Source organism: Streptomyces sp. NPDC058701 (assembly GCF_042715295.1).
GTDB lineage: Bacteria > Actinomycetota > Actinomycetes > Streptomycetales > Streptomycetaceae > Streptomyces.
In genome coordinates, this window is sequence record NZ_JBHXSY010000012.1 from 14,125 (window position 1) to 31,457 (window position 17,333).

The 17,333-nt window shown below is 68.8% G+C and carries 7 protein-coding genes; 3 read left to right on the forward strand and 4 right to left on the reverse strand.

What is annotated here, in order from left to right:
* Together ACFWW8_RS15405 and ACFWW8_RS15410 are read left to right on the forward strand one after the other, a co-directional pair.
* Nucleotides 1–1,605 carry an alpha/beta fold hydrolase gene (locus ACFWW8_RS15405; RefSeq protein WP_386528607.1) on the forward strand — a complete coding sequence of 535 codons (1,605 nt, stop codon included), beginning with the start codon at nucleotides 1–3 and terminating at the stop codon, nucleotides 1,603–1,605.
* Nucleotides 1,606–1,725: 120 nt separating this feature from the next.
* Nucleotides 1,726–3,024: a tetratricopeptide repeat protein gene (locus tag ACFWW8_RS15410; protein WP_386528610.1), complete on the forward strand. Its 1,299-nt coding sequence runs from the start codon at nucleotides 1,726–1,728 to the stop codon at nucleotides 3,022–3,024.
* Here the strand turns inward: ACFWW8_RS15410 and ACFWW8_RS15415 are convergent.
* Nucleotides 3,002–3,217 carry a hypothetical protein gene (locus ACFWW8_RS15415; protein WP_386528611.1) on the reverse strand — a complete coding sequence of 72 codons (216 nt, stop codon included), beginning with the start codon at nucleotides 3,215–3,217 and terminating at the stop codon, nucleotides 3,002–3,004. The two genes, ACFWW8_RS15410 and ACFWW8_RS15415, sit on opposite strands and share 23 nt — an antisense overlap.
* A 657-nt stretch (nucleotides 3,218–3,874) precedes the next feature.
* Nucleotides 3,875–4,396 carry a hypothetical protein gene (locus ACFWW8_RS15420; protein ID WP_386528614.1) on the reverse strand — a complete coding sequence of 174 codons (522 nt, stop codon included), beginning with the start codon at nucleotides 4,394–4,396 and terminating at the stop codon, nucleotides 3,875–3,877.
* A 776-nt stretch (nucleotides 4,397–5,172) separates the two neighbouring features.
* On the opposite strand from ACFWW8_RS15420, the gene ACFWW8_RS15425 reads away from it, so the two are divergent.
* Nucleotides 5,173–5,439: a hypothetical protein gene (locus ACFWW8_RS15425; RefSeq protein WP_386528616.1), complete on the forward strand. Its 267-nt coding sequence runs from the start codon at nucleotides 5,173–5,175 to the stop codon at nucleotides 5,437–5,439.
* A 1,037-nt stretch (nucleotides 5,440–6,476) separates the two neighbouring features.
* On the opposite strand, the gene ACFWW8_RS15430 is transcribed toward ACFWW8_RS15425, so the two are convergent.
* Nucleotides 6,477–7,028 carry a hypothetical protein gene (locus ACFWW8_RS15430; RefSeq protein ID WP_386528618.1) on the reverse strand — a complete coding sequence of 184 codons (552 nt, stop codon included), beginning with the start codon at nucleotides 7,026–7,028 and terminating at the stop codon, nucleotides 6,477–6,479.
* Nucleotides 7,000–17,037 (reverse strand): LamG-like jellyroll fold domain-containing protein, encoded by a 10,038-nt coding sequence (locus tag ACFWW8_RS15435; protein ID WP_386528621.1) that lies wholly within the window; start codon nucleotides 17,035–17,037, stop codon nucleotides 7,000–7,002. The genes ACFWW8_RS15430 and ACFWW8_RS15435 overlap by 29 nt, the downstream gene beginning before the upstream one ends.
* Nucleotides 17,038–17,333 lie beyond the last annotated feature (296 nt).

The following is a 17,333-nucleotide window of genomic DNA, read 5'->3' on the forward strand; positions in this document are numbered from 1 at the left end:
ATGACACCGCATCAAGCGCACCGGCGTCGCCGCACCTCACGACGGCTCCTGGCCGCGTCGGCCGGCATGGCGACGGGTCTCCTCGTCACCGGCCTGCTCACCGCGCCCGCTCAGGCCCGTCCGCACGCCGACGACGGCACCGGAGCGCCGATCGGCACGACCGCCCGGACGGTGGGCGACGCCCGCTACGAGCCGGGCGCCTGCCCGAAGACACCGGAACCGATCGAGGAGCTCGAAGGGGCCCGCTGCGGAACGCTCACCGTGCCCGAGAACCGTGCCGAACCCAGCAGTAAAACGATCAGACTCGGTGTCGCGATCGTGCCCGCCACGGCCGGCACACCGAAATCCGACCCCATCGTGTGGCTCGCGGGCGGACCGGGTGACGACGCCGTGGGCGAGGCGAAGATGGCGATCGACGGCGGCCTGAACCGCGACCGTGACGTGGTCCTCATGTCCCAGCGCGGTACGTACTCGGCCGACCCGACGGCCCTTTGCCCCAACATCGACGCATTCAACGCACGCGCGGTCGGCCTGGTCTACGACGCTCCGTCCACCGAACGCCTGCACGTCGAGGCCACGAAGGCCTGCCGCGACGAGCTGGCGGGCCGAGGGCTGGACCTCAGCGCCTACAACGACACCGAGAGCGCCGCCGACTACGAGGACCTGCGCACCACGCTGGGCGTCAAGCAGTGGAACCTGTACGGCATCTCCTACGGCACCCACCTGGCGCTGGTCTACATGCGCCTGCACCCCGAGGGGCTCCGCTCGGTGGGCATCGACGGCATACTGCCGCCGTCCAGGTCCGGTTCGGCTTCCACCTGGAGCAGCTTCCGGCAGGGTGTGGGCGGCCTGTTCAAGGCCTGCGCGGACCAGCCGGCGTGCAACAAGCGTTACCCGAACCTGTCGGCCACCTTCGACAAGCTCGTCAGCGACCTCGAAGCCAAGCCGGTCACCACCACCGTTACGCTCCCCGGCAACGACAAGCCGGTGAAGGTCGTACTGGACGGCGGAGCGCTGGTGAACTGGATGACCTCCGCCACCCACGTGGCACCCCAGGTACCCCGCGCCCTCGACGAGCTGGCCAACGGCAAACCACAGCGAATCGCCCGGCAGTGGGCGGGCGGGAAGCTCAGCCCGGCTGCCATGGGCAAGGTTGGACACGGTCTCGTCTACGGGGTCTTCTGCAGCGAGTGGACGCCGTACGAGAGCCAGGAGGAGGCGCTCCGGGGCGGACAGGAAGCGTTCCCGTCGTTCCCCCGCTCGGTGCAGGCCCAGGCGCCGCAGCTCACCTTCCTCCGTCCCGACTGCGACGTCTGGAACGTCCCCCCTGCGGCGCCCTCGATCCGGGATGCCACGCGCGGTGACATCCCCACCCTCGCCCTGTCGGGCAGCTTCGACTCCCAGACCGGGGCGGACAACGGGCCGTACGTCGCCCGTACGCTGAGCAAGGCCAAGGTCGTCACGATCCCCTACGAGCCGCACGTGGTGTTCGCCACGTCGAAGTGCGCCCAGGAGATCGCCGTCTCGTTCTTCGAGACCCCGGCCGCGCCGAAGACCGAATGCCTGAAGGGCCTGGAGCCGCCCGAGTTCGAGATCGCTCCCTGATCACCGGTCGTGGTCCACTGCGGGACCACCGTCCTGGTCGTCACGAACCGGCGACCAGGACGCTCCCGGTGTCGGGCCCGACGAAATGCGTGCCCCTTCCCACCCGTCGGAGCCACCACCATGGCCACCACCTGGGACCCCCGTCACCCACGCCGCTCCGGAGCCTCGCTCCTGACGGTCCTGCTTCCCCTCGCGGTGCTGATCGTGATGGCGGTGGCGGTGGGGTCGTGGCTGCAGTTCACCGAGCGCCAAGCGCTCGACACGGTCCACATGGTCGGATCCCAGGGCGCGGACCGGGTGGACGTGGAGGCCAACGTGCAACGCGTCGACGCCGCGGCCAGAGAGCTGGCACTGCGGGTCCGGGTCACCGCGCGCGGGGCCCTCGGCGAGGAGGAGGGGACCGCCCCGGTGGCCGATCTCAGCCTCCAGACCTCCGCGCAGACACTCGGCGACCTGGAGTTCAAGGCGCACGAGCGGCTCACGACCAGGGACGTGCAGGTCGTGCTCACGGACGGGTCGATCAGCGACTACCCCTTCGATACCTACGAGACCGACATCGAGTTCTGGGCGCAGTTGGACGGCAAGCCGGTGCCGGTGCGGATGCTGTTCTCCAACAACGACCCGCTCTTCACCACCCTCTCCCTCCGTACCGAAATCCCGGACCCGGAAGGCTGGTACCGCGCCTTGGCCGAACGTATGGAGAGCGTGGTGTGTGAGGCCGGAGACGCCGATAGCTCGGGCTGGGACACCGTCCGACTCCTCGCCCCCCACGCCCTCACCACCGCTCGGCTCACCCCCGACGCCCGGACCGCGGGCCGCACCCTCAACAGGGCCTCGGACAGCCTCTGCCAAGCCGGACATCCCGAACAGGCAGCCGCCCTGGCGGAACAGGCTCTCGGGCGCCTCCAGCCAGAACTCGGCAACGGCCACCCCGACACCCTCACCAGCCGCAACAACCTCGCCACCGCCCTGCAGGACCTCGGCCGGCATCAGGAAGCCGCCGACCTCCACCAGCAGACCCTCACCGACCGCGAACGCGTCCTCGAACCGGACCACCGCGACACCCTCGCCAGCCGCAACAACCTCGCCACCGCCCTGCAGGACCTCGGCCGGTACCAGGAAGCCGCCGACCTCCACCGGCAGAACCTCACCGACCATGAACGCACCCTCGGACCCAACCACCCCCACACCCTGGGCAGCCGCAACAACCTCGCCAACACCTTCCGAGAACTCGGCCGGTATCAGGAAGCCGCCGACCTCCACCAACAGACGCTGACCGACCGCGAACGCATCCTCGGTCCCGACCACCCCCACACCCTGGGCAGCCGCAACCACCTCGCTCAAATCGGAACATCGCCACCGTCCGGTTCCGTGGTTCGGCGGCTTCTGAGTCGTTTCAGGAGCCGTTCACTTGGTTGAGCAGCACGAGCTGGAGCGCTTCAGGGATGTTCACGCCCGGTTGCGTCTCGCGGACGTGAACTCCGGTACGCCGCACCGTCTGGGCCCGCCCACCGCCATTGAGGACGAGTACGCCGAGTACCCCGCACAGGGCGCACCGGACGTACGTCACCACGACCGGGGCCCGCATCCCGTGCGGCAGCTGCTCCACCATCCCCCGTGCCCTGCCCCACGGAGCAGGGTCACGCCGGACACTGGCAGCACGGGCGGCGGTGGGGGTTGGGGCGGCCCGGGGGTACTGCTGCCCCCAGAGCGCTCTGGGCCCCGGGCCTCACCCGGCACGCCATTTCGGCACGGGCTGAGCCAGACCCTAGCTTGATCGGCAGTCCGCCTCGACGGGTGCTGTCGATCTCTTTGTCCTGACCACCTGCAGCCGCGCGTGGCGGCGACAGGTGGTCAGGACCTGGGCCCCCCCGGGCAGACCCGGTGGGAAACGGATAGAGGTTCCCGGAGCGGTGTGCGTCCCGCTCCTCACAACGACATGGCGCAGCACAGGTTCCGAATTCCCGGCCCCCCGAACTCATGCGCCGCGCCTGTCCCCGCGCCGGCCTGGCCGGTGGGAAACCCCGCATTGGGGTCAGGACTGTTCGGCTTCCGCCATGAGCAGGCGCAGAGTCAGGGAGTGCTTCTCCGGCGGGAGCGCGTCCTATGCCGCGCGGGCGTGCGCGGTGCCGGCTGCGGTGTCGCCAGAGCGGGCCAGCATCAGGCCGCGGTGTCGGAGTACAGGTCAATCTGCACAGCCGCGTACACGGGAACGTGCACAGTGCACCTGCGCGGACTGGGCCGAAGCAAGAAGGGAATGCTGGACCGGTCAGAGTCCCCCGGCGCGATACCGGCGGTGGTGGGCGATGGTGACGGCGGCCAGGAGCGGTCCCCAGGCGATCAGGGGTAGGTAGAGGATTCCGGCGATGGTGCTGCCTAACGGGGTCATGTCCGGATGAGGGAAGGACCACCAGAAGGCAAACTGGGTGAGGGTCAGCGTCAGGGCCCCGGCGCCGAGGCCCGCCACCACGGTGACCGCACGCGGGTTCGGCCGGTGTCCGCCGATGAAGGGGACCCACCGCGGCAGCACCTCACCCCACGGCCGGACCAGGCCGAGCGTGAGCAGCGCGAGTAGCTCTGCGCCCACGGTGAGCCCGACCACATACACCGCACCCCAGCCGGTGAAGCCCATCGCCTCATACCCGGACTCGGTGTACCCGGCGGAGAAACCGGCTGCCAACAGCAGGCGCCAGATCCCGGACGGCAGCGTGAACAGTGCGGTGACGTGCGCGGCACGGACGGCCCAACGGGGCGGGGACGGAAGGCTCGTGTCGTGGTGCGTAGTCGTCATATGCACCATCGTCTCGGTGTGCCGTCGCCCCGGCATCCTCCCTGAGGACGGACCTCGAAGCCGACCTCGGAAGGAGACCCGTACCTCCGTCTCCCCTGCTCGGGGGAGGGCCGTCGCCCCGTCGGCCACAGGCGCGTCGATGAGGCACCCCGCCGTCGGCTCCGGGAGCACTTCGTGGTGTACGTCCGGCTGTACCCGCCTGTGCACGTTTACCTGTACGCCGACACGCGGTGCATCTACAGGTGGGTGGCGAACCGGGGGAGCTCCTCCGTCGCGGCGTCCTGGGCGGTGACGGCGGTGGTCTCGTCGCCGAGGCAGGCGGCGTGCGAGACGTTGATGCGCGGGGGACGGCGTAGTCGGAGGTCTGTTCGTGGAAGCCGGCCTGGTCGAAGATGCGCCGGCCCTCGGCGAACAGGCGGCGGGCGGTGAGGTGGTCGCCTGCGCCGTGCTCCTCACGCCAGGAGATGGGGACCAGGCCGCCGAAGTCGTGGCGAACACCGCACGCAGCCCCCACGGGGCCCGACATCGAACGACCCGAATCACGAGCCCAAAGGCGGTGGCGGAGCAGCAACGGACCGCTCTACGGGCGGGACGGAACCTTCTCATTTGTGCCTTCTGGCCTGCGTAAACACGAACAACAACGAGTCCACGTCGGTCACGGCGTGCGCAGTTGGCGGCTCGCCTCCGCGGCACTCGAACTGCCACGATCGGGGCCTGCGCCGGGCCAGCCCCGGGGCGCCATCCGAGCAACCCAACTCCCGCACGGAGGTACCTGTATGTCCACTTCCTCGCCTGTCCGGCCGTCCGCCCCGGCGCCGGGGGCGCCCGCCAGCGTCCCGGAGCGGGCCTCCGCGCGCCTCGGCGCGGCCGAGGCCGCCATCGTCATCGCCGCGATCACCGCGGTGACCGTCCTCGGCGTCCTCGAACGCCCCGTCCCTACCATCCTGGCCTTCCTCGTCTCGGCCGCAATGATCCTTCTCCTGCCCGGCCGCGCCCCGCGCCTCCTCTCCGCGCTCGCCGAACTCTTCGGCGGTCGCCAGTGAACCGCGCGCCTGACCGCACTCCCCGTGCCCGTCTGGTCGCCGAGCCGGCCGAACTCGCCACCCTGCGCGGCTGGCTGCGTGGGAAGAAGGCGGCCGCGGCTGTGACGGCGAAGGCCGAGGGGAAGCGGGCCACGTTCCAGTACCTCGCTGACCGGGCCTCCGCGGGTGGAAACCAGTACGCGGTCTCGGCCTGCACCCTGCGCCAGGCCAGCATGCTCGCGCCGGTCCGGCGTCGCTTGCCCGTCATCACCATCGTCTCCCCCTATCCATGCAGTCCTTTCCCGGGTCAGGCGCCGGGCGCGGTGCCCGCCTCGCGGGCGGCGTGCCGCCGGCTTTCCTCCGAGGGCGCCACCACCGGCCCGGGGGCAGGTGCGACGCTCAGGCCGGTACACGGCGCCCCGGTACAAGGTGGCGACACCGGCCGTGCCAGCCAGGGCCGACAGAACGAAGTCCGCCTGCACCAACCCGAGGTGGCCCGCCCGCCAAGCGGCCGCGAGCAGCGCGCAGGCCAGCAGCAGGCCGTCGACAGCGATCCGGTCCCGGTCCGACAGCGCCCACCAGGCCGCCCGCGCCCACTCCGCGTACGCCCGGAAGCCCCGCCGTCCGGGTGCAGGAGCCTTCACCGTGACCGGCTACGCGCCGCCCCCTTGGACAGTATGGCCGACTGCCAGTGAGCAGGGATCGCGGCTTCCGCCGGGGCCGACTGTCCGGGGGCTGCGGCGGCCGGGGTGGTCGAGCAGGAGCGGGCCGCCGCCGGGGAGACACGGACGCGGGACGCGGGCGGCCGGCGTCGAGTGCGGTGTCTCGCTGGCGGATGCCGCCACTGACCGTAACCACTCAATCAAGTGCCCACTGGGCTCGACCGCCTCGAGGACATGGGCCGGTCGCGGGCCCACGAGGCGTTGGAGGTGACCGCCGGCCCGGCTTTCACCCTGCGGGCAGGCGCCGTCTGTCCCGGTTAGCCCCGCGTCCGCATGGGAGTCCGTGGCTGCGATGTGCGGGAAATCCGAAAATCGCGGTGAGAGCCGCCCCGCACTCTAAACCGCCGACCTAAATGCACCAGCAAGTGGATCAAGGAAGTAGGAAAGAATTTCCGAAAATTTTGTAAAGAAAATACTATCCCCGTTTCCGACCATCCAGAATCGCTCCCCAACTCCTTCCACGTCGATCATGAAAATTCCAATCGTTGAATCATCATCGAACGCAACGGGAAACAATTCAGCATTCTGCGGCAGTCCAACATCTTGAAGAATTCCAATATCTCGCAAAGTTGCCGCAAATTCGCAAGCCTCGACTACCCTCACACTATCGGGCCAGTCGCCCGAACTAAAGGCAGACAGGTCGGATTCAAAATAGTCCATACCGTTGGTTGTCGCAAGAAAATTCCGATAGGAAACTTCCAAGGGCTGCTCACAGAATTGTCCCAAGTCGGAAAGCTCCACTTCCGAGGCAGGTGCATAGATGCGAGGAACCATACCTCTCGGGGCCTCGAGATGCTCCTTCAGTCGACGCACCATGACCGCATAGACAACTTCACGAATTTCCATATCCTCGCTACCTTTAGGGCCTGCTGATCTCACATATTCCACTTGAGTTCCTGACCACAGAACCCTTCACGTACTCCGTTACGTGCGTCGCAGGATTATCCTTTACGCCTGCATAATAGAATCCCGTCGGCTTATATCCGACTTGATACTTCTCAGAATAGGCACCGACGAGAGAATTCACTCTACCGTCCTGCCGATGCCAGCAATACGGCTCCTTTCTCCCCGACCAGGTCGTGTCGGGCAAATGGCCGGCAACCTTACCCGATCCCTTGTATTGATACTGCGTACCCTCCATATCTTTCATGTGATCCTTTTTAATATCAGTCGCAAGCTGATTGAGCGTCTTCACCTTCCCGTCGACAGTCAAGATGACCTGAGAAGGACGCACCCTGCCAGTCGCTGAAAGATACCCCATCGTGTCATTAAGAGCCGCGATGTGATCCTTGAGTTCATCGATTTGAGCTTGAGTGGCGTTACTGGGGGCGCGGAAGCAAACAGGACCTGCAGCCCCCCGACCAGCCGGAGTCATCGTTTCAGCCAGCTGACTCGTGCAGTCCGTGTCGTCATCGTCGTCGCGGCCTTGGCCCGTATTGGGATCCGCACCCGCCGCAGCATAGACCTCGGGTGCAGCATCGAGCTCTATCGTGGCGGAAGTGACAGCTCGGAGCAATTGCGCAGTATCGACGACCTGCAGGACGCTTGCGGACGGGCTCCAGGTGGCCTTGGGAGCAGCCCAGTCCATTCTCGGGGTGTGCTTCGGTGCGGGTTTTGGGTTAGTGCCGCTGTTGGGGTTCTGCTTGTACGTCGGTCGGGGCTGGGTGCTGGCTCCGGAGTTCTTGCCCGTGGTCTTTGTTCCTCCGGAGGTCACGCCCTTGTTGGTCCGGCCCGGGGTCGTGCTGCGCGAAGTTGAGGTACCGGCGCGTCCGCCAGGGGTCTTGCCCGCCCTCCCGCTGGGTGTCTTGTAGGTGGTGGCGCGGGTCGGTGTCTTCGCACCGGACCTGGTCGGCATGCGCATCGTCTTCTCGCTGCGCGCCAGGCGGTCGCTCAGCTTTGACGGCTGTGGCATGCGCATCGTCTTCTCGCTGCGCGCCGCACGGTCGCTCAGGTTAGATGCCCTGCCGGAGGCCGTGCTGGGTCGTGAAGTGCTGGTTCGGCCTCCGCCTCCGCCGCCTCCGCCTCCGGCTCCGCGGCTGCCGCTGCTGGCTCCGCCGCCTGCGTGGCTGAGTCGTTCGTGGCCGTTGGGGTCGGTGTGGTTGAGCGGGCTTCCGCCGGTGTACGCGTAGCGGTTGGCTTCGAGGGAGGAAGTGGTGGGGTCGAGCTGCCAGGTGTCGCGGCTGGTGAAGCTGCCGATGCCGGGCTGGTACCAGCGGGCGGCCATGTTGACCTCGCCGGTGTTGGCGTCGGTCCAGCCGGACTGGTAGCCGACGTTGGGATTGGCGCCGCCGCTGGCGGTGGTCTTGCCGAAGGGGTCGTAGGCGCGGGAGCCGGCGACGGTGGTGCCGTCGGGGTTCAGGCTGGCGACGAGGTCGGTGTGCTGGTCGGTGACGGCGAGGCGGGCGGTGCCGCTCTGGCCGGTGGTGGCGGTGGACAGGAGGGTGCCGGCGGGGGTGCGGGTGTAGCTGGTGGTGGAGTCGGTGACCAGGTTGTTGGATCCGCCGTCGTAGGTGAAGGCGGTGCCGTTGTGGGTCATGACGCGGTCGAGGGAGTCGTAGGTGTAGGTGCTGGTGCCGTTGGTGATGGTGCGTTCGAAGGCATCGGACTGGATCTGGCGGGTTGCTCCGGCGTCGGCGGTTTCGGTGATGGTCTTTTCGGTGCCGCGGGCGCTGTAGGCGTAGGTCTCGGTGCCCCAGGTCTCCAGGCGGTTGCGGGAGTCGTAGGTCGCGGTGGTGCTGCCGCGCTTGGTGAGGTTTCCGGCGTCGTCCCACTCGTAGGGGACGCTGGTGGTGCCGTCGTTCCAGGAGGACATGCGGCCGGCGAGGTCGTAGGTGTAGGTGTGATCGGCCGCGCCGGCGGTGCCTGTGGTGGTCTTGCCCACCAGTTGGTCGGCGAGGTCGTAGGTGTAGGTCTGGCCCTGGACGCTGCCGCCCGCGGTGCGGGTGACCGCGTCGCCTGTGAGGCGGCCGAGGCTGTCGTAGCCGTAGGTGCGCTGCGCGGTGGCCGTGTACTGGCCGCCGGCGGCGGGGCGTGCGTACTGCTCGGTGATGAGGCGGCCCGCGGCGTCGAAGTCGCTGCGTATCTGGGTGCCGGTGAGCGGGTCGAGGGTGGTGTCGATGCGGCCGGCGAGGTCGTAGGTGAAGGTGGTGGTGCCTGCCGCGTCCTTGCGGGAGGTCATCATTCCGTCTGCGTCATAGCCGTACTCGGAGCGGCCCGAGGGTCCGTCGGTGGTCAGGAGTTGGCCGCGGTCGTTGTAGGTGTAGGTGTTCTCCGACAGGGCGCCGGCGCCAGCGGACTTGGTCATCCGGCCTGCGAGGTCGTAGGCGAGGGTGCGGGGGCGGGTGGCGACGGCGGTGCCGGTGCCGGTCTCGCCCGTGAGGCGGCCGAGGTTGTCGTAGGTGCGCTGGCGCTTGACGGCGCCGGGCAGGAGCTCGGTGACCGCCTGGCCGGCCGCGTCGTAGGCGGTGGTCCAGGTGCGGACGTCCTCGTTCCAGTGCTGGCTGGTGGCGGGTTCGATCGTGGACTCGGGCAGGCCCCAGCTGTTGAAGGTGTAGTAGGTGGCCTTGCCCCGGCCGTCGGTCAGGCGGGTGCGGTTGCCCGCGGCGTCGTAGCCGAAGGTGGTCGGGATCGACTTGCCGGAGGTGACGGGCAGGACCTGCTTGGTCATGCGGCCGAGCGCGTCGTAGGTGTAGGTGGAGCGGGCGCCGTTCGCGTTGACGGCGGCCGTGAGGTTGCCGTCGGCGTCGTACTCGGAGGAGGCCGTGCGCAGTGCGGTGGTGCCCGTGCCGTAGTCGGTGACGGTGGTGGGGAGGCTTGAGGCGTCGTAGGCGGTTGTGGTCTTGCGGCCGGTGGGGTCCTTGGTCTCCGTGGTGCGGCCGAGGCCGTCGTAGGCCTGGGTGGTGACCGCGCCTGCGGGGTCGGTGAGCTCGAGGAGTTCACCGGCGGTGTTGTACCGGGCGCGGGTGATGCGGCCGGCGGGGGTCTTCGACTGGGTCTGGTTGCCGGCGTCGTCCCAGGTGTAGGTGCTGGTGAGGTTCTGGGTGAGGGGCCGGCGTTCGATGGTGGTGGTGGTGAGCTGGCGGCCGAGTTCGTCGTAGGTGGCTTCGGCTCGGGCGCCGGTCTGGTCGGTGGCGGAGAGCTGGAGGCCGGTGGGGGTCCAGGTGTAGGTGGAGATGCCGCCGCCGGCGAGGGACTGTGTGGTGCCGTTGAGGGGGGATGTACCGGGGGCCTTGAGAGTGCCCGTGCCGGTGTCGGCGGTGGGGTCGGTGACGCGGACGAGCTGGTCGAGCTGGTCGTAGGCGTAGGAGGTGATGCGGCCGAGCGGGTCGGTGGTGGAGGTGGCGCGGCCGAGTTTGTCGTAGGCGGTGCGGGAGGTCGCGGTGATCTTCGTGCCGCCCGGCGGGGTGTAGTCGGGCAGGGTGACGGCGACGGGGCGGCCGAGGATGTCGACTTCGGTGCGGGTCGTCGAGCCGCGTGGATCGCGAGTGTCGGTGATCTCGCCGAAGGTGTTGTAGCCGATGAGGGACTTGGGGGCATGGGCCGTGGCGGGCTGGCCCTTCTCCTCGGCCTGGATCTGGGGGTCGGTCTGCTCGACGGGCCGGTCCAGGGCGTCGTAGCGGTGGGTGGTGGTGTTGCCGCGGGGGCTGACCGAGGTCAGCGGGAGGTCGTGCTGGTCGTATGCCGCGCTGGCGGTGCGGGTGGTGGCTCCATCCGTGATGGTCGCCTTGGTCGGGTTGCCCGACGTGTCGTATTCGGTGCGCTGGGTGAGCTTCTTGCCGGTGGCGTCGATGGTCCGGGTCTGTTCGGTGACGCGGTCGTCGGCGTCGTAGGTGAACGTCGAGGCGCGGTTAAGGCCGTTCGGGTCGAAGACGCTGGCCGTGGTGCGGCCGGTGGCGTCGACGGTGTGGACGGCGGTGGCGCCGCCGGCGGTGGTCTGCCGGGTGATGTTGCCGGCGCCGTCGTAGGAGGTGGCCTCCAGGACGATGTCCCGCTTGGACCCGTCGGACTGGGTGACGGCCTTGGCGGTGGCCGTCGCCTCGAGGCCGTCGTCGAAGTAGGTGAAGACGGTCGTGGCTCCGAGGGCGTCGGTGCTGGAGGCGAGGCGGCCGGCCGGGTCGTAGGCGTGGGAGGCGAGGACCAGGTCGCGGGGCTGGCCCGAGAGGTGTCCGGTCCAGTCCTTCAATACGGTTTCGGCGAGCTGGCCGCGCGGGGTGAACGAGTGAGTGGTGACGTTGCCCTCGGGGTCGGTGACGCGGTTGACGCGACCGAGGGTGTCATGCCCGTAGGTGGTCTCGTTGCCCGCGGCGTCGGTGACGCTGTCGTTGAAGCCGCGCGCGCTGTAGCGGTAGGTGGTCGTCCGCTTGGGGTCGCCGCCGGTGGTGTCCTCGGTCGACTCGGTGAGCAGGTATCCGTCGTCGTCGAAGGTGCGGGTGACGCGTGCGGTGTGGGTGACGCCGGTGATCTCGTTCTTGACGCCGGGGGCGGTCTCGGAGGTGACCCGGGACATGGCGTTGTAGGTGTAGGCGGTGCTCGCGCCGGCGGGCTGGCGGGTGGAGATCTGGGTTTCGGTGAGCTTCCGGCCGAGGCCGTCGTAGGTGTACCTGGTGACCAGGCCGGACGGTGTCGTCGACTGGGCTACGTCGCCGTTGGAGTGGTAGGCGTAGGAGGTGGTGGCCCCGGCGGCGCTCTTCTCGGTGGCGACCAGGCCGCGCGGGGTGGTGCCGCCGCCCACGGCGGGCTCGCCGCCGGTGGTGTAGGTCGTCGTGGTGGTGCGGCCGTCGGCGAGGGTGGTGGTTTCGGGCAGGCCGAGGGCGGTATAGGTGGTGGTGGTCCTGTAGCGGTTGTCGGCGGCGCCCGTGGAGCGGGCGTCACGTACGGCGGTCTGCTTGCCGTTTCTGGGGTCGAGGGGGTCGGCGGGGTTGTGGTGGTACTCGGCGAAGGAGGTCCAGCAGGAGTCCTTGTCGCGGCAGGTCGTCGTCGACACGGTGTTGCCGCGCTCGTCGTGGCCGGTGACGGTGGCGTGGCCGTTGGGATCGGTGACGGTGTGGAGGAAGCCGCCGGTGTCGTAGGCGTACGTCGTCACTCCGCCGTCGGCGGCCGTGGTGGCGATCGGGCGCTGGCCGCGCACGGCGTCGTAGGTGCTGCTGGTGGAGATGCCGAGGGGGTCGGTGACGGTGACGGTCGCGGCGAGGGAGGAGCCGGAAGCCCGGGTGCGGGCGTTGTAGTGCTTGGCGACCTGCTCGCCGGTGAGGGTGCGGGGGTAGACGGCGACTTCGTCGAGCTGGCCGGTGAAGTAGTTGACGCCGTTGCCGGGTGAGGCGGGCCAGTGCTGGGTGAAGCCGGCTCCGATAACGCTGATCTTGTTGTCCGCGTGGTTGACGGGCACGTTGGTGGCCTGGGCCGCCTGGGCGCCGTCGAGGTAGAGGGTCTGGGTGCCCCCCTGTGCGGTGATCACCGCGTGGTGCCACTGGTTGTCGGTCACCGTGGTGGCTGAGGTGTTGGAGGCACCGTTTCCTGAGTAGAACTGGCCGTGGAGTTTGCCGTCGGAGCCGACGTAGAGGACGGGCGTGTAGCTGGCACCCGGGTCCGGTATCGACTTGTTCTGGTCGCTGAGGAGCACGCCGGGTTGGGTGGTCTTGAACCAGAGTTCGGCTGACAGGTCGGTGTTGGGTATGCGGGCGCCGGGGAGTTCGGCGTAGCCGTTGCCGGTGAACTGGGCGGCGGGGCGGTCACCGACGCCGAACGTTCCCGGGGTGCCCAGGGTGGCCTTGGTGTAGGTGCCGTGGCCGCCGGTCGCGGCGATCTTGTTGACGACGCGGGTACCCGTGGTTTCGTCGAGCTGCCAGTAGCTGGACGGTGCGTCGGCCATGACGGTGCCCTGGTACTGGTCTCCGCTTCCGGCGACCAGGCGGTTGCGGGCCTTGTAGTGGTCGGCGACCGTGGTGGCGTCGAGTTCCTTGGCGTAGAAGGCGGCCTCGTCGAGCTGGCCGGCGAAGTGACGGATGCCGTAGTCCTGGTTGTCCCAGGCCCAGCTGGAGTAGCCGGCGCCGAGGTAGGCGTGGTCCACGGTCTCGGGCTTGACCGCTCCGGCCAGGGATCCGACCTTGACGCCGTCGAGGTACATCGTCTGCCCGGCGGTACCGCCGGTGAGGACGACGTGGTGCCACTCATTGTCGGTCACCGGGTTGCTGCTGGTGATCGAGTTACCCTTGGCGCCGGTCCACAGCTCGCCCCGGAGCTTTCCGTCCGCGCCGATGAGCAGGCTGGGATTCCAGCGGGTGGGGGTGGTGTTCAGGTCAGTGTTCTGCAAGGTGAAGAGGACACCGCTGGGCTTGTCCGTGCGGAACCACATCTCCACCGCGAGGGCGGTGGCACCAGCGATGGTTTCCGCGGGTACGCCGACGGCTCCCTTCGTGCCGTCGAGGGTGATCGAGCCGTCGTCACCGTCGAGGAAGGCGCCGACCGATCCGAGGGTCACGCCTTCGCGGAAGGAGCCGTTGCCGCCGTTGGACATCGCGTCGGCGGCGGAGGCGCCGCTGCTGTCACCCAGGCGCCAGTGGTTCACGGGGCCGGTCGCCTGGACGGCGGCGGCGTAGGCCTGGGAGCCGGCCGAGTACCGGGGGGCCGAGATGTTCCAGGTGCCGCCCGATTCGTCGGTGACCTGGGTGGCGCGCTCGGTGTCGGTGTCGTAGACGACCTGCGCGCTGATCCGGCCCGAGGGCAGGGTTGCCTTGGCGAGCTTGGAGGTCCCGGTGCGCGCGTCGTAGTGGGCACGGACCGTTCCGGCGTCCAGGGCCCGGTGGTAGACGGCGACGTCGTCCATCGACCCGGTGAAGTAGCGGGTCTCGCGTACGGTGTTGTCGTCCCATTCGGGGCTGGAGAAGCCTGCGCCGAGGTAGGCGAACGTCTTGGCGCTGTGGTCGACGGTGCCTGTGCGGGTGCCGACCGGTTGGCCGTCGAGGTAGAGGGTTTCGCTGGTTCCGCTGCTGGTGAGGACGGCGTGGTGCCAGGCGTTGTCGGTGACGGCCGCGGTCGAGGCCAGCGGGGTCTTCCACTCGTTGGCCAGCTCGAAGCCGCCGCGGAGCCTGCCGGACGTGTCGATGGTGAGTGCGGGGCTCCACCGGTTCGGCTTGCCGTCGCTGAGCCGCTTGTCCTGGAAGCCCAGGAGGACACCGGGCTTGGCGGTCTTGAACCACAGCTCCACGGTCAGGACCTTCGAGGAGGACAGCGTGGCCTCGGGTATCTCGACATGGGAGGTGGCGCCGTTGAACGTGGCGGCCTTGTTGCCCGTCCCGGCCAGAGCACCGGGTACGGCGAGAGTGACGTCGCGGTAGCGGCCGCCGTTGAGGCCGGTCCGCGAGACCGCCTCGCTCACGGCTTCGGACCCTTCGGCTTCGTTGAGGCGCCAGTAGGAGACCGGGTTGGCGTCGAGGACCATGCTCCGGTACTGGGCGCCGGCGGTGTACTCGTAGCGGGTGCACGCGGTGGTCGAGGTCGGCGGACAGACCTTGGCCAGCCGGCCATTGCTGTAGGTGTAGGTCCAGGTGAGCGCCGGGGCGCCCGGTCCGATCGCGCTGGTGGACACGGAAGTGACGCGGCCTGCGCTCCAGGTGAAGCTGAGCGCGCGCTGGGACTGCGCGTCGGTGGCTTTGGTGAGTACTGCGCCGGTATAGGTGAGGAGCTGCTCGCGGCCGTGACCGTCGGTGGCCCTGGTGAGCCGGCCGGTGGCGTCGAAGGTGTAGAGGGCGCCGCTCGCGTCACGCAGGGTCCATCCGCCGCCCGGGGTGGCGGTCAGCAGGCCCGTTGATCCGGAGGGCGCGCTGTAGGTGTTGTCGGTGTTGCGTCCGAAGCGGACCTGGCTGCCGCCGGCGAGGGTGACCAGGACGCTTCCGTCGGTTTCGGGGAGTGCGCGCATGTCCCAGCGGGTGGTCCAGCCGGCGCCAAAGGCGTTGCCCTGACGGGGGTCTTGCGAGTTGTAGGTGCGGGTGACGGCGAGTTCCGGGCCGACGACGGGTATGGCGGCGTCGGTGGCCGCGGTGGCGTAGTTGCCTGCGCGTTCGCCGAAGCTGCGGCCGCTGTCCGTGCTGCCGAGGTGGGAGGTGATGACAGGCTGGGGCACCTGGGTTGTCAGCATCGACGGCTGGGTGCGCGCGGACTGGGCCTGGCCGTCGTGGGCGTACCCGTACCAGGCGTACGTTTTGGACCAGCTCAGCCAGCCGCTGGGCACGGCCCAGCTCTGGGAGGCGGCGGGGGTGGACTGGCGGCAGTTCTTGCGGGTGTCGGTGCCTTCGACCTCGCAGATCTCGAACTGGTGGGTGAGCGAGCTGGGAAAGCGGTCCTTGTCCGACGCCGCGATCCACAGGGTCGGGGTGAGGGTGTCGCTGACGGCGCCGCTGGGGGGCGTCGCCCCGGTGAGGTGGGGCGGGATGTTGACGGCGTCGAACATGACGCCGGCGCCGGGTACCCCCTGGGCGGCGAAGCTGCTGGTGCCGTAGTCGTCCATGGTCCACACCAGCTTGTACGTGGCCGGGGCGAGCGGTGCCACCTTCGCATCGAGGGTGACCGAGCCGCCCGGGGGGACGTCGTGCGGCATGTCCGTGAAGCGGATCTTGCTCCAGTAGTCTCCGCCGACCGGGTTGTTGTTGGCGTCGTAGAGGTCGTAGCGGAGTTTGTAGTTGCTGCCCTTGCCCCAGGTGTCACGTCCGTTGTTGGTGACGGTGACCTTGTAGGTGCCTTCGGACGTGGCTGTCATCGGCTGAACGAATCCGCCGAGCTGGTACGTCGCCCCGTACTTCGTCCAGGCCACGTCGAGGCTCGGGGCGCCGCCGGGGTAGTCGTCGGAGCCGAACTTCTTCCAGCTGAGGGAATCGGTCGTGGAGGCCTTCACGGCGAGGCCGTAGTTCGGCTTGCGGCCGTGCGTCCAGTCGTCGACTAGTTGCCGTCCGCTCTCTCCGAAGGGGATGCTCTCCCAGTCGGCGGCACCGCACGGCCAGTTCGTCGCCCCGTTCGGGCGCCACGCGCGGGCCCAGGACCGTGACGCCAGGGCTGGCCCGGTGGCGGGCCCGGGCAGGCTGGTCACCGATCCTTCGGACCAGTTCGAGGTGACCTCGTGGACGGTGACCGGCCTCGCGGTACAGGAGGATGACCACAGGTGGTACAGCGAGAGCTGCGCGCCGAGGACCCAGGCGTTCTGCAGCTCCCCGGAGTTGAGGCCGTCGAAGCGCAGGAACGTGGCGGCCTTATGGCCGCCGCCGTCGTAGGTGCCGACCTTCACTTCCTGGCTGCTGGAGAAGTTCTGGTTGTAGGGGTGTTCGACGTAGGTGCCGGAGGTGGCGCCCTTGGAGATCGGGGGGTCGACCCTCACCGGGTACACGCGCTCGGGAGCCGCCAGCCACGCGGCGTCAAGGGTGACCACCAAGATCTGCCGGCCGCCCTCGTTGGTGAGGCTGTAGGTGACTCCGGTCGAGATCGCCCCCTCCTGCGAGGTGGCGCCCAGGTTAGAGTCCTCCATCCAGCCTGCTGGCATCCAGGCCTTTTTGATGCCGTCCTGGCTGAGGAACTCGACGTTGCCGTTCCCGTCGAGCCGCGCCGTGAGACCGCTGAGGTCCAGGGGGAAGCGCCACTGCGTCGGCGCGTTCCGGTCCTTGAGAACCAGGGTCTCCTTGACCTTGTCGGAGCCCGCGATCAGCTCGACGTCCGTCGAGGTCCGCACGTCCCGGTAGGTGATGACGTTGCCTTCGGCCTCCCCGCGCGCACGTGCGGCCCCCTCGATGCTGTAGCCGATGGAGAAGCGGTCCTCCACACCGAGACGGACTGCCGGATTCCCGTCCGCGTACTCGGAGAAGAAGGTGGAGTCGTCCGTGGACTTGGTCTCGAAACCGGAACTCGAAGCACTCATGGCCCAGGCACCCGCAGGGCGCACAAGGGTGGTATCGATTTCCTTCCACTTCCCATTCGAGGAAAGGAAATTGACGTCCTCGTTGTAATAGCGGGTGGTGTACGTGCCGCCTGTGTTGGTGAACGTCCGCGCCCGGCGCTTGCGCTCCTCGGGCACTTCGATGCTCGTCTTCGGATCAAAGCCGGCAGGGGCCGCCTGCGCGGGCGCTTCCACCGGTTTGCCGTGGGGAGCCGGCACCTGCGGCTCCCCAGGCAGATCGAGGGGCGCCTGGCCGGTGGACTCCGGCTTCAGCTCGC

Bases quoted from the DNA above. Each gene is read 5' to 3' on its own strand.
- ACFWW8_RS15420 (WP_386528614.1), bottom strand. From the start codon at position 4,396: ATGACGACTACGCACCACGACACGAGCCTTCCGTCCCCGCCCCGTTGG.
- ACFWW8_RS15410 (WP_386528610.1), top strand. From the start codon at position 1,726: ATGGCCACCACCTGGGACCCCCGTCACCCACGCCGCTCCGGAGCCTCG.
- ACFWW8_RS15415 (WP_386528611.1), bottom strand. From the start codon at position 3,217: ATGGTGGAGCAGCTGCCGCACGGGATGCGGGCCCCGGTCGTGGTGACG.
- ACFWW8_RS15435 (WP_386528621.1), bottom strand. From the start codon at position 17,037: ATGAGTGCTTCGAGTTCCGGTTTCGAGACCAAGTCCACGGACGACTCC.
- ACFWW8_RS15405 (WP_386528607.1), top strand. From the start codon at position 1: ATGACACCGCATCAAGCGCACCGGCGTCGCCGCACCTCACGACGGCTC.
- ACFWW8_RS15425 (WP_386528616.1), top strand. From the start codon at position 5,173: ATGTCCACTTCCTCGCCTGTCCGGCCGTCCGCCCCGGCGCCGGGGGCG.